The organism is Filimonas effusa (assembly GCF_004118675.1).
GTDB lineage: Bacteria > Bacteroidota > Bacteroidia > Chitinophagales > Chitinophagaceae > Filimonas > Filimonas effusa.
This window is the reverse complement of sequence record NZ_SDHZ01000001.1, coordinates 1,496,768-1,510,739: the sequence shown is the minus strand read 5'-3', so window position 1 is coordinate 1,510,739 and position 13,972 is coordinate 1,496,768. Positions and strand designations below refer to the sequence as shown.

General features: G+C 47.9%; 11 protein-coding genes. 6 read left to right on the top strand and 5 right to left on the bottom strand.

Annotated features, from left to right (window positions below):
- Positions 1-11: 11 nt before the first annotated feature.
- The 3 genes from ESB13_RS05560 to ESB13_RS05550 form a co-directional block, all read right to left on the bottom strand.
- On the bottom strand, positions 12-722 hold the full coding sequence (locus ESB13_RS05560; protein WP_129002025.1) for an SDR family NAD(P)-dependent oxidoreductase: 711 nt from the start codon (positions 720-722) through the stop codon (positions 12-14).
- 97 nt (positions 723-819) lie between these two features.
- Positions 820-1,680, bottom strand: a complete 861-nt coding sequence (locus ESB13_RS05555; RefSeq protein ID WP_129002024.1) for an AraC family transcriptional regulator — start codon at positions 1,678-1,680, stop codon at positions 820-822.
- Between the two features lies 1 nt (position 1,681).
- The gene (locus ESB13_RS05550; RefSeq protein ID WP_129002023.1) at positions 1,682-3,034 is read right to left on the bottom strand and encodes an MATE family efflux transporter; all 1,353 of its coding nucleotides are present in this window, start codon (positions 3,032-3,034) and stop codon (positions 1,682-1,684) included.
- A 157-nt stretch (positions 3,035-3,191) separates the two neighbouring features.
- Here ESB13_RS05550 and ESB13_RS05545 point away from each other — a divergent pair, with 157 nt between their 5' ends.
- From ESB13_RS05545 to rnr, 5 genes are all read left to right on the top strand, one after another.
- Positions 3,192-4,019, top strand: coding sequence for a DUF3822 family protein (locus ESB13_RS05545; RefSeq protein ID WP_129002022.1), 828 nt, complete (start codon positions 3,192-3,194; stop codon positions 4,017-4,019).
- Positions 4,016-4,558: an RsmD family RNA methyltransferase gene (locus ESB13_RS05540; RefSeq protein WP_129002021.1), complete on the top strand. Its 543-nt coding sequence runs from the start codon at positions 4,016-4,018 to the stop codon at positions 4,556-4,558. The genes ESB13_RS05545 and ESB13_RS05540 overlap by 4 nt, the downstream gene beginning before the upstream one ends.
- A 135-nt stretch (positions 4,559-4,693) precedes the next feature.
- Entirely contained in the window at positions 4,694-5,290 is a 597-nt protein-coding gene (locus tag ESB13_RS05535; protein WP_129002020.1) for a 5-formyltetrahydrofolate cyclo-ligase, read from the top strand.
- Positions 5,291-5,300: 10 nt separating this feature from the next.
- A complete protein-coding gene (lpxK, locus tag ESB13_RS05530) occupies positions 5,301-6,365 on the top strand; it encodes a tetraacyldisaccharide 4'-kinase (RefSeq protein WP_246022441.1) in 1,065 nt (354 codons plus the stop codon).
- Positions 6,362-9,646 (top strand): ribonuclease R, encoded by a 3,285-nt coding sequence (rnr, locus tag ESB13_RS24020; protein ID WP_129002018.1) that lies wholly within the window; start codon positions 6,362-6,364, stop codon positions 9,644-9,646. The genes lpxK and rnr overlap by 4 nt, the downstream gene beginning before the upstream one ends.
- Positions 9,647-9,740: 94 nt before the next feature.
- Here rnr and ESB13_RS05520 read toward each other — a convergent pair whose 3' ends face one another.
- Complete coding sequence (locus ESB13_RS05520; protein ID WP_129002017.1) at positions 9,741-11,576, bottom strand: ABC transporter ATP-binding protein; 1,836 nt, start codon at positions 11,574-11,576, stop codon at positions 9,741-9,743.
- Positions 11,577-11,636: 60 nt separating this feature from the next.
- Positions 11,637-12,695, bottom strand: a complete 1,059-nt coding sequence (locus tag ESB13_RS05515; RefSeq protein WP_129002016.1) for a glycosyltransferase family 4 protein — start codon at positions 12,693-12,695, stop codon at positions 11,637-11,639.
- Between the two features lie 187 nt (positions 12,696-12,882).
- Between ESB13_RS05515 and ESB13_RS05510 the strand changes: the two genes are divergently transcribed.
- Positions 12,883-13,959 carry a glycosyltransferase family 4 protein gene (locus ESB13_RS05510; RefSeq protein WP_129002015.1) on the top strand — a complete coding sequence of 359 codons (1,077 nt, stop codon included), beginning with the start codon at positions 12,883-12,885 and terminating at the stop codon, positions 13,957-13,959.
- The last annotated feature ends 13 nt before the right edge of the window (positions 13,960-13,972 follow it).

The following is a 13,972-nucleotide window of genomic DNA, read 5'->3' as shown; positions in this document are numbered from 1 at the left end:
ATGAAACGATACTAGCCCATATACCGGAAGGTTTGAAATGTTTGAACCGTTTCCTGTAAACGGTTTTCATACAACTGCATCACAAAATCACCAAGAGCATCGATGTCTGCCGCAGCATCGGCTTCAGGCTTTATAGGATGGCTCTTGCTTTGCCTGGCCACAATCACATGATAAAAACGTAAACCGTCTAATGCCGCCTCCTGTGCAAAATGATTGCTCATTTCCATTTGCGCTACCGCTGCAATATTCGCCAGGCTGCTGTAAGGTTTGTCGATGAAATTGTCCTGCTTTACTACATGTATGAATAGCCCCGACTTGAAAGGCTTGCTGTGTTCTATATACAGCTTGCCGGCAATGAAGCAGGGGGTAAGTTCGGCAGTTAACATATTGTCCCACTCCGCAATCTCCACTTCGCTGAGAAAAGGCGAACGCCGTGCTTCGTCCGATACATATACGACCAGCGATATATGCCCATACTCGTCCGATACAATGTCGCTCATGCACTGCACCGTATTGTAATCCGATTTATCCGATAAATAAGTGACCAGCCTGCCCGACGTAATATCTCCCGTCTGCGTCTGCAGCAGCTCTATCTCTAATGCATTGTTTACCGGGGCAATCACTGTCGCCTTTTGCTGTAATAATGTTCTTACAATACCAATGCTCATAGGGCTCGAAGCGCCTACAACCACCGCATTGCCCACACCTGGAAACGGGTTCATCTAACCTTTATTTGATGATGCAAAGTTGTAGCTGCCGCAATTCCCGGAAAAGGTCGGTTTGTAGGATTTACTTGACTATATGTAGGATTTTAGGAAATTACCGCGTCCGGCATTCGGAAGGAGAAAGCCCCGTACGTGTTTTAAAAAACTTACTAAAGAAAGAAGCACTGCTGAAATTAAGTTCCTGTGTAATGCGCGATATATTATACCCCGGATGTAATAATAACACCTTAGCCTCCTGTATCACCGCATCTTCTATCATCTCTCCCGCAGTCTTGCCACTAACTTCCTTTACCACCTGGCTCAGATGCCTCGCCGATATGAACAAGGCGTCGGCATAGAACTGCACACTCCGCTCTGTTCTGAAATGAGCTCCCACCAGCTTTAAAAAGTTAAGCGTGATCTCTTCTTTACGCGTCAGCTTCACCTGCTGGTTGGAAGAAAAACGGCGGTAAATAGAGGCTGCTTCAAATAATAAAGTAAGAAAAGAGTGGCGGATCACGTCCTGCAGGTATAGTTGCTCTTGCTGCAGCAGCAACTTGCCCGATAGAAAAGATAACATCGAATGAATAGAATGTGTTTCTGTATCATTCAAAGGAAAACAAGGATAAAAACCGGCAGAAAAAAACTCAAGCACTTCAGGCGTCCCTAAATGTATCCCCGATTCGCCCAGGAAATCCGAGGTGAACGATATCCCCAGCATCTTGAAATCTTTGCTGATGGAAGTAAACTCATAGATCTTGTTCGGGTTCACGAAAACAAGATTGTTCCTGGTCGCAACAAACTCGATAAGATTGGCCTTCAGGTGTATCTCACCCCCGAGTACCAGTATCAGCGCCAGCGTTTCCGAACGGTAGGGATACCCCGGATGTATAACCTCCAGCGTATCTTTTTCATTCATCGTCTGGATCTGTTTATCCTGACGGAAGCTTTGTATAGGTGCCTGCTTCGCCGCCATGTTATATTTTCTTATGTTTCCACCTGCCGCTCATCATATACCAGAACGATGGAGTGAATATGGTACACCAGTACAAACATTCACTCAGCCAGCCCCAGGTGATCGATAAATGAAAGTATTCCAGTACCAGGTAAACATAGATCACATAAACAACGATCGCCAGCGATTCCGAAAACAGGTTGAAACGGCTGTTACCCGTTCCTACCACCGCATTCAGCCATATATTGGCGATAGATTGTAATACCAGTCCTATAGATACCACCCTGGCTACAGGTGTCGCTGCTGCTATGAAATCAGGCCCCTGCTGGTACACCTGCAGGAAAAAGCCCGGAGCCAGGTTTAACACCAAACATACCAGCAAAGCAAAACCGGCGCTTAGGCGCACGATCTTCCATATCAGCTCCATCACCTTATCCGTAAGACCCTGGCCTATAACATTGCTCACCATGGCATTGGTTGCGGCCGAAAAAGCCCAGGTGGCGCAGCCGAATAGCCCGAATATATTACGCATAGCATTCGATATCGCCAGCTCCTGCTCCCCATGATGTTCTATAAGTATATAAAAGAACTCCCACGCAACAATACTAAGTACATATTGTAGTATCAGCGGCGACGACTGGCTCAGTATCAGCCGCGTGTTCTCCTTATGATAACCGCTGTTCCGGAACAGCTGCAGTGCTCGGCTGATGCCCTGTTTCCGCATTACCAGAAAGATCACGATCAATCCGGTTGCCTCCGCTATCACCGACGCCAGCGCAGCGCCGTTAAAACCCATTTCAGGCATACCCAGCTTGCCATAAATAAGCCCGTAATCAAGCACAATGTTCGTAACCGTCTCCGCAAGCGTGCCTATCACCAGGAAACGGCTTTGGTTGGTCCCTACAAGCAGCGCATTACGCATCTGGTATATGAACAAAAAAGGCAGACCCCATATCCTGATATAAAGAAAATTAACCGCCATCGTAACATTGCTCTCGTTATGTAACGACCAGCGTAATACCACCGGGGCCAGTAAATAGGTGAGCGCTATTCCCACCGCAGCCAGCACCATCGCAATCCGTAAACCCTGCTGAAACAAAACGCCTATCTCCGATACCCGGTTTTCCCCGGCCCGCCGTGCTATCAGCGCCTGTAAGCCATTGTTTAGTCCAAGGCCTATCACCGCAAATATCAGGTAATACACACCCGTGATCCCCGCCACGGCCAGCGATTGTTCCCCCGTTCCTCCCAGGAAAATATTGTTGGTAACGAAATTGATCTGGGGAACCGCCACCGCCGCCATAATCGGTAAGGCTAGCTTGAAGATCTGCCGGTAACTGGTCGAAACCTGTAGTTGCGTGGATGCGGTTGACATAAGCCTGCAAAAATAATAGGATTTTTTTACATTCGATAGCCACCTCTTTTCCTGCTGCTCAATCCCTTATACAAGGGTTACTTTCCCCAATCGTTTCCACCGCCCATTCTTTCTACTCCCGCCGCTTTATAGTATCATTGCAGTTGAATTGGAAAAAATGGTACAGAAAACCTTTGGCATTTATACAACTACAGATACGACTGCGGAAGAGGAAAGGCTTTATGTGGAACTGGGCCAGCGGCACATTGCCCTGTGGACGGCAGAAGAAACCACCAGGCAGATCCTCGCTTTCGAACTGTTTGAACACGAAATGTCTCCGCTCGATAGCCTTGCCGAAGTCCTCAAACAGGTAAAGCTCTTCTCCAGGCTCCTCGATAACCGTTATGCCAAAACCCAGGTCATCTGGGAAAACCAGGAATGCCTGCTCGTTCCCAACTCTTTCCACGACAGGGAAATAGCCCCCAATTACCTCGACCTTATGTTCGGTAATTCCGTCAATACCCTCGTCCAGGAACAACAACGCCCGGCAGAACAAATGACCGCCGTTTTCCGTATCCCAAGAAACTGGAAAGATGCCGCACAACAGTATTTCCCCGGAGCAGCATTTGAACACAAATACCTCCAGCTCTACTACCGCTTTTCCAACGACCCCAAAGGCATTTACACCCTTTTCTATCGCAGCCATTTTATCCTCATTCTCGTAAAAGGATTTAAGGTGCAACTGCTCCAGACGTTCGACTACCAGACGCCCGAAGACGCACTGTACCATATCCTCAATACCTGCAACCAGTATAAAATGGATTATGATACCACCCCCGTACACGTAGAAGGGCTCATCGACCTGAACTCCCCGATGTACGAGGAATTGAAAAAATACCTGCGCGACGTGTCAACTGCGGAACCATCTGGCGAATGGCAGATAGGTAGTGAGTTTGCGCAACACCCGCCGCATTATTTTTTACCGTTCTTTAAAATGATGTCATGAGGATTATCTCGGGAAAATGGGGCGGCAGAAGAATCAACCCGCCTGCACATATGCCCTATACACGACCTACTACCGATATAGCGAAAGAAGGTCTCTTTAATATTCTGCAGCACCGTATCGACTTCGATGGCGCTACCACGCTCGACCTCTTCGGAGGTACCGGCAGTATCAGTTACGAACTGGCTTCAAGAGGCGCCGCCAAACTTACCATCGTGGAAAAAGACCCGCAGATGTTCGCATTTATCAAAAAGAATGTCGACATGCTGGGCATCGAAAATTGCCAGGTGCTGAAGATCGAAGTCTTTAACTTCCTCAACACCTGCTCAGGACAGTTCGATTTCATCTTCGCCGGCCCGCCCTATGCCCTCGGTACCATAGATGATCTCCCACGCATCATTGTCGAAAAGCAATTGATCGCCCCCGGTGGCTTCTTCGTGCTCGAACATACCCCCCGGAATAACTACGAACAGTTCCAGGGCTTCAGCTTCGTCCGTAACTACGGCACTACGCTCTTCTCTTTCTTCGAACCGCAGGAATAAAAACGGATAGGGCCTGTTACCGCTAAATCATATAATTCCGGGCAGCCGCCATCCGTCATCCGCCATCTGTTTCAGGAAATATCACCGTTTTTATCGATATTTCCACCCTGTAAAGCTCGCTGGCATACACTGCGTTTGCGAAAAGAGCTGCTGCTGTACTTTATGACCAAGAAGGAGTTACGTAAACTATATAAGGAAAAAAGGGAAGGCATATCCTCCCGCGATAAGCTCAAACTGGACGACCTGCTGCTCATCCGGTTCCAGCAACTGGCTTTCGAAAACGTGCATAACCTGCTTACTTACTGGCCCCTGGCCGGCAAGGCAGAACCCAATACCCACCTTTTCTCCGGCTACCTCCGCCATATGATTCCAGGCCTGCGCATCTCTTACCCCGTCTGCAATCTAAACGACTTCTCGATGAAAGCCGTTATCATCGATGAAGACACTACCTATACCACCAACGATTACGGCATCACCGAACCCAAAGACGGACGCCCCGTTGCCCCCTCCGAACTCGACCTCATCCTGGTACCCATGCTCGTATGCGACCAGCAGGGCTTCCGCGTCGGATATGGTAAGGGATTCTACGACCGCTTCCTCGCTTCCTGCCGCGAAGACGTGCTCACCATAGGTTTCAGCTATTTCCCGCCAATTGAAAAAATCATTGATACACAGGCTTTTGACGTACCTTTAAACTATTGCATTACCCCAGAAGACGTTTATGAATTTTAATGCTTTCTTTTTGAAATCTTTCAGGGTGCTGTTACTCCCTTTTGCGCTGCTGTACGGACTGGTGGTAACTATCCGCAACTACCTGTACAATAAAGGCGTGCTTCGCTCGGCACAGTTTAACCTGCCCCTCATATGTGTAGGCAACCTCGCAGTAGGGGGAACAGGCAAATCGCCCATGGTCGAATACCTCCTCAACTTGTTGCAGCACAACTATAAAATAGCCACCCTGAGCAGGGGGTATAAGCGTAAAACAAAAGGATACGCCCTGGCAAACGATCTCAGCACCGCATTGGATATCGGCGACGAACCCATGCAGTTCCACCTCAAATTCCCCAATGTAGCCGTAGCCGTAGGAGAAGAGCGCATCGTTGCCATCCCCCAGTTGCTGCACGACCGGCCAGGCATCCAGGCCATCATCCTCGACGACGCCTTCCAGCACCGCGCCGTTACCGCAGGATTGAACATCGTCCTTACCGACTATAGCAACCTCTTTACAAGAGATTACTTCCTGCCAACAGGCGACCTGCGCGACCAGCGCTTGTCCTACAAAAGAGCCGATATCATTATCGTAACCAAATGCCCGCCCAACCTCGATACGGCAACACGCGATAATATCCGGAAAGAAATTGCACCCCTGCCCAAACAACAGCTCTACTTTACTGCTATCGAATATGGAACGCCCTATCATATCATTCACCGCTCCGAAAGACCGCTGCAGTTGATCGATGAAGTGCTGCTCGTTTGCGGTATCGCAAACCCAGCACCGCTTCAGCATTACCTGGGCGACAACACTGCTGCCTACTACCAGCAGGATTATAGCGATCATCATATCTTCCGTATCGATGACCTCAAAGACATCCGTAAACGATACGACCAGATACAGGCCCCGCAGAAAATGATCGTCACAACAGAAAAAGATGCCGTACGGTTACTTAAATTCAGGCAGGAGCTCGATAACCTGCCCTTATACGTATTACCCGTCCGGCACGGTTTTTTGTTTAATGAAGGCGGACAATTTAACCGGCAGATCCTCGATTTTGTCGATAACTTTCAACTACAACCTGCATCAGAATGAGCAGAAAAAAACATCACAAACACAAGACCGGAAAAGGAAAGGCAACACAACATCACCAACAACATCTCCTGAGCAAGGGTACCCTCGAAATTACCCGCTCCGGAATCGGTTATGTCGTCATTGCCGATGGCAGCGGAGATGTATTGGTACGCCCCGGCGACTTTAACAATGCACTCCACGGAGATACAGTTAGGGTCAAAGTCATTCGTGAAAACCTGCGCAGCGGACGAAAAGAAGGTCGTATTACAGAAGTGGTGAGCCGCAAGCAAACCGAATTCATAGGAACCCTGCAAATGGCTGCCAACTTCGCTTTCGTCGTTGTCGACGGCGAACGCCCTATGCCGGATATCTACGTCCCACTCGATCGTATCAACGGCGCAAAAAACAAAGACAAAGTGGTCGTGCGCATGATCAAATGGGATAAGGACGATAAAAAGCCGGTAGGTGAGGTGGTTACCACTATGGACGCCACCAATGAAAACGACCTGGCAATGAAAGAGATCCTTGCCAGCAACGGCTTCTCGCTTTCTTTCCCCGATGAGGTGATGGAAGAAGCTGAACGCCTCCCCGATAGCATCAGCCAGTCCGATATCGATAAAAGAAAGGACTTCCGCGATGTGCTGACGTTTACAATAGACCCCGTCGACGCTAAAGACTTCGACGACGCGCTCTCCCTGAGGCTGCTGCCAAACGGCTGGTACGAAATAGGAGTGCACATCGCCGATGTAAGCCACTATGTTGAACCAGGTAGCGCCCTCGACGATGAAGCCTATCGCAGGGCTACATCTGTCTATATGCCCGATAGGGTCAACCCTATGCTGCCCGAAAGAATATCCAATGAACTTTGCTCCCTGAGGCCGCATGAAGATAAAATGAGCTTCTCCGCAGTCTTCCAGATGAATAAGAACGCAGAAGTCAAAGAGTTCTGGATAGGTAAAACTGTGATCCACTCCAATCACCGCTTCACCTACGAAGACGTACAGGAGATCATTGAATCTGGTGAAGGCAAATACCTCGATGAAATTTTCCTGCTCAACAATCTTGCACAAACAATGCGTCGCGAACGCTTCGCAAAAGGTGCCATCAACTTCTCTTCACAGGAAGTACGCTTTAAGCTCGATGAAAATGCAAAACCCATCGGCATCGTCGTAAAAGAAAGCAAGGAAGCGCACCAGCTCATCGAAGAGTTCATGCTGCTTGCCAACCGCACTGTGGCAGCTTATGTGTCGCGTATCAAGGTCGGCGGCAACGACCTGCCGTTCCCATACCGCGTACACGATCAGCCCGATGAACAAAAGCTGACGCCTTTCATCGCCTTCGCCCGCAAGTATGGCCATACTTTCGATATAAGTACCCCGGAAAAAATAGCCGAAAGCTTTAACCGCATGCTCGAAGCCGCCAAAGGAAAGCCCGAACAGCACGTGCTGGAACAACTGGGTATCCGCACAATGGCCAAAGCCGTTTATACATCGCAGAACATAGGCCACTACGGACTGGGCTTCGAAGATTATTGCCACTTTACTTCTCCCATACGCCGTTACCCCGATGTAATGGTCCATCGTATCGTCGAAACTTGCCTGGCCGGCAAACCGGAAGTAGACAAGAAGATGGAAGAGAAATGTAAACACAGCAGCGAACGCGAACGCGCCGCCATGGAATGCGAACGCTCCGGTAATAAATACAAACAGGTAGAATACATGAAAAGCTACCTGGGCGAAGAATTTGAAGCTGTTATCAGCGGCGTAAGCGGCTTTGGCTTCTGGGCCGAAACAGTCGCTCATAAATGCGAAGGCCTGGTACATATCACCAGCCTGAGCGATTACGACGATTTCAGGCACAATGAAGCCGATTACAGCCTCGACGGCCTCCGAAGCGGCCGCAGGTTTAGAATGGGCGACAAAGTAAGGATCAGGGTGGTAGCCGCCAACCTCGAAAAAAGGCAGCTCGATTACGAATGGGTACTTCACGCTACAGAAGAAGCAACCGTTACCCCTCAGGCAACTGTGGCCAGCCCGCCCGCCAAATACATCGCTTCCAGGCCATCACCTGCACAGCCTAAAACAGAAGAAGCAAGGCCAGCTGCCCAACAAACCGCAGAGCCGGGAGATCCTGAAAACATCCCCCAAACCGAAAATGCTGCACCGGCCCCCGAACATACCGCTGAAGCGAAAGACGCTGCCATCGCTCCTGAAGCTAACGCAGCCGCTTCCGAAATAAACGCAGCCGCTCCTGAAGCTAAAGCAGCTGCTCCCGCAGCCAACGCAGCCGCTTCTAAAGCCAAAGCAACTGCTCCCGCAGCTAACGCAGCAGTTTCTAAAGCCAACGCAGCCGCTTCTAAAGCTAATGCGGTTCCTGCGCCTAAAAAAGCAGCTCCGGCCAAAACAGCGCCCCAAAACAAGGCTAAAGCAATAACACCTTCAGGTGAGGCTAAAACGGCCTCCAGTGCCCCTGGAATGTCTAAAAAAGCAACTCCTGCGAAAGCCTCATCAGCCGCCGCCGGAAAGCCATCAGCATCCGGAAAAGCTATAACAGCTAAACCTGTAAAGGAAACAGCCATAAATAAGCCTGTTAAAGCCGCTCCTGAAAAAGCGTCGGCAAAAGAACGGCCTGCAAAAACGAATCCTAAAAAGGCATCGGCAAAAGAACAGCCTGCAAAAACGCAGCAGCCAACTGCTGTAAAGTCTGTCGCACCCAAAAAAGCGGTAGCGAAAACTAAACAGGCTGCTCCCGTTAAAAAGGTTACCGGCACAAACACAACCTCCCGTAAAGCCGCTGTAACAGGCAAATCCAGTGTTGCCGTTAAAGCCTCAGGGGGTAATGTAAAAGCAACCGGCAAAGCCACGAAAACAGGCAATACAAAAACAACCGGCAAAGCCGCAAAAACCACGAAGACAGCTAAACCTGTTGCACCGGTTAAAACAACAACGGTAAAAAAGCCGGCTGTATCGGGCAATGCCACCAAAGTAGGTAAGCCTGTTGCCCCTGTTAAAAAAGTTGCAGTGAACAAACCCACTGTGCCCGCCAAAACCGCGGCAGCAAACAACACCGCAGCAAATAAAACAGCAGCAAATAAAACAGCACCCGGCAAAACCACTACAGGAAAAGCAACAAAAAAAGCGGCTGTACCAAACAAGCCCGCAGCACCTGGAAAAACAGGAAATAACAGCAAAGCTAAATCCGCCAAACCCAAACAGGTCACCGGCGGAACCGCTAAAACCGTTGCTTCCAAAACACCCGCTAAAAAGAAAGCGGCAGCTCCTGTAAAGAAGCGTAAGAAATAAAAACAAGGCTTATAAAATGAGCAAGGGCTTTACAAACTACGAAACAGTAAGTAAAGCCCTTCTTATATTAGCTATCTCAGGCAATTCCAGCCAGCTATGCAATCTTCTGCAACTTGGTAAGCCTGTGATAAATACTTTCCTCCGATTGTATCAGCTCATCATGACTGCCACGCTCTACAATACGGCCTTCCTGCATAATAATGATTTCATCGGCTTCCTTGATAGTACTTAAACGGTGAGCGATCACCAGCGTAGTACGCCCTTGCATAAGATTGTTCAACGCTTCTTGTACCGACTTTTCCGATTCCGTATCGAGCGCCGAAGTGGCCTCATCCAATATCAATATCGATGGGTTCTTGAATACAGCCCTCGCGATACTCAAACGCTGACGCTGACCACCCGATAAACGGATCCCCCTGTCCCCGATATTGGTATCATAACCATTTTCTGTCTCCATGATAAAGTCATGCGCATTGGCAACCTTGGCAGCATGTATCACATCTTCCATCTTGGCGTCAGGACGGCCCAGGGCAATATTGTTGAAGATGCTGTCATTGAACAGTATGATCTCCTGCGTCACAAAGCTCATATGACTGCGCAACGATTCCATCGTATACTCTTTCACATTTTTTCCATCAATAAGCACTTCTCCACCCGTAGCCTCATAAAAACGGGGCACCAGGTCGGCGATAGTCGATTTCCCTACACCCGAAGGCCCTACCAGCGCCACGGTCTTACCCTTTTGTATCGTAAGGTTTATATGCTGTAATACCAGCCTTTCGCCATAACCAAAATAAACATCCCGTAATTCTATCTTATCGGTAAAAGCCGGTAACGGTACCGCATTCGGACTGTCTTCTATCTCAACAGGTTTGTCAAGTATCTCAAGTATACGCTCGCCCGATGCCTGCCCCGCTTGTATGTTCGAAAGCGCTACTACTATGGCTTTGGCCGGACGTATCACCTGCGAAAAGATCGCAATGAACGCAATGAAAGCACCAGCTTGTAAACCGCCGTTATTGGCAAGTACCAGGCTGCCGCCATACACGAGAATACACGCCACAACCATAACGCCCGCAGCTTCCGAAAACGAAGGAGCAAGCTCTCTTCTGGCAAAAGAAGCTAAACTCGCCTGGCGGTAAAAATCATTTTCCTGGCTGAAACGCTTTAATATAAAACCTGTAGCGTTGAACGCCCTGATAATACGCATGCCCAGCAAAGTTTCATCTATGATCGTCAGCAATTTGCCGGCAGATGCCTGCACCTCACTGGCTTCCTTCTTTAACTTCTTGGTCACCGCAGCGATCGCCACTGCCGAAACGGGTATAATGATAAGTGTGAACAGGGTCAGCTTCGCCGAAATCGCAAATAATGCAATAAAATAACCTATCATAACATAAGGCTCCTTGAACAACACCTCGAGCGAGCTCGCAGCAGCGCTCTCTATACCATATACGTCACCGTTCAATCTTGCTATGATATCACCCTTATGCTCCTTGGTGAAAAAACCAAGATGAAGATGGTTGATCTTTTCAAACAATGCTTCACGTAACCTCTTAACCAGTAACGTCCGCGTGCTTATCAGGCAACGTTGTGCCAGGTAACGGCATATGTTGGCCATGATCACAGATGTTACAATCATCCCGGCAAGAAAATAAAGAGCATGTATCGGGTTGCTTGTCTTGAAATGATATATTAAATAATAAAAATAATCTTTAAAGAATGAGGAGGATACCCTGAACTCCGGAGCCGTCGCATATTTAGCTGCATCAGCAGTATTCACGGGATCAAAAAGAAAGTTGAGCAGGGGAATGATCAGGGCAAACTGGAAAACACTAAAAAAAACTCCTATCAATGTAAAAATAAAGAAGGGGACCACGAACTTGCTGAATGGACGTGCGTATGCTAGTAACCGGCGATAAACTTTCATGTAACGAAAATAATTATAACTGTCTTTGGGTCAATAATATTAAGGCTTTTTCACGTATTATTAGTAAAGAGAACGATATACTTCCATATATTCCCCGGCAGCCTTATCCCAACTGAACGAAGCACCGTGCTCCCTGATCGCCGTATGCATGTCGTTCCTGATATATTCCTCCATCCCCGACAGGAATACATTCTGCATATGATCCGCACTGAAATCACGGAAATAGAATGCCATATTCCTTCCTATTTCAGGTAACGCCGTTTTATCCGATAAAAAAACAGGCTTGCCAACAGACATGGCCTCCGCTACCGGTAACCCAAAACCTTCGGCAATAGAAGGAAAGGCAAATGCATAACAATTGCTGTAATACCACGACTTCTCATGCTCATTGATAGGACCGAGGATCCGCAGATACTCCGCTACCTTAAGCTGCTGCGCCGATTGACGAATGTACTCGAGATAATCCAGGTCGTCAGGCCGGCCGGCTATGATCAGCTCCAGGCCATTGTTCTGGGTCAGCAACTGTAACAACACATGAAAGTTTTTCTTCCTGCAAATGCTGCCAAGTGAAAACAGGAAAGGCTTCTTGGGCTTGTACGATAATTGCGTCAACGCAGGAGCCTTTAATGAATTGGTGCCATTATAAATAACATGAACAGGCTTGCCATGGGTATCACAATGTTGTAACACATCCTGCCTGCAAAAATCAGAAATGCATATGATGGCATCACTGCGATCTACATTTTGCTGCAAATGCCGCAGATACTTCTCTCTCTTTTTCTCAGACTTGTTTTCATAAAAAAAATTAAGATCATGAATGCTCAATACCACCTTTATCTTCTTATTCCGCCTCGGAACGTAATCCGAACTCTGGTACGTAGCATGCCATATGTCAAACTCCTTTAAAGAAGGGAGATACAGCTTTTGTAACGAATGCTGCTTGAGATAGGATAGATCTTTTCCAAACGCACCTATAGCATTAGGAGGAACAAAGAATGTTAATGCCTCTTCTCCCTCGATAGCCTTCTTCATCAATGCACTGCCCAGGTTTAACGAAAAATGATATAAACCCGTACTGGCATACTTCATGCGTTCACAATCAAATACGATTTTCTTCATGCTTGCTGCGTGTTGTAAGTAAAAGGGCTCTATTCAATATAAATAATAGAACGCTGACAATTAGTTTTTGGTATCCGTTGCACGGAATGATAAATAATTTTTTCAGACTTTCTTTCGCACCTTGCATACGCTTTGATGCACTTCTCTTTAGTTTTGGTCTCTTTATTGCGTACTCCTGAATCAGTCTATGGCTAAAATTATTCTTGATTGTGATCCCATGCGCTTCCCGTATTCCGGGCTTTATTACTATTGCCTCAACCTCGGCCTCCATATAAATCAACTGCTGGCTAAGCAAAACCAGGAGCCGATGAACTTCTATGTACCGCCATCACAACAAACTGCCTTTGGTGCTCCCGGTATCCATATCGTTAAAAGCAAATGGCATAAACTCCCTTATTTCAGGGCCTTCCTCAACGATTGTAAGGTCTGGCATGCTCCTTTCCAAATGGGACGCATCATGCCCGCAGTACAAAAGAACAGGAACACGAAGCTGGTACTCACTATTCATGACCTTAACTTTCTTCACGAAGGAAAGCCGCTAAGCAAACAACAGCAAAACCTGGAACATGTTCAAAATAATATCAGCAAAAGTGACGCCATAGTTTGTATCTCTGAATTTACTAAACAGGACGTTCTCAATAACTGTGATGTGGGAAATAAACTTGTGCGGGTGATTCATAACGGCGTAAATGTGGATAACACCATGCCTCTTACCCCCCGGGCTTATACGCCACGCAAGCCCTTTCTCTTCGGTATCGGCTATTTGAACAGTAAAAAAAATTACCATGTGCTGCTGCCATTGTTAAAAGAAACCCCTGAATACGAACTGGTCCTGGCTGGTAAAATCGACGACCAGGATTATGTTGAAGCAATGCGCCAGAAAGCGGTAGAACTGGGCATCAGCAACCGCCTGCACATTATCGGCACCGTCTCCGACGAAGACCGGGCCTGGTATTTTAAGAATTGTAACGCATTCCTGCATCCCTCTCTGGCCGAAGGCTTCGGCATCCCCATCGTAGAAGCCATGTATTTCGGTAAACCCGTATTCCTGTCCGATAGAACATCTATTCCCGAAATAGCAGGTGACCTGGGCTTCTATTTCCGCTCTTTTGAACCGGAACATATGACCCTCACCTTTAAAAATGGCATGGAAAAATTCAAAACCAGCTCCGGTATGTCCCAATCTTTGCAGCAGAAAGCCCGCTCTTTTAGCTGGGAAAAAGCCGCCCGCGAATACCTGGCGCTCTACCAATCCCTCTGCTGATGCGCATTCCGGC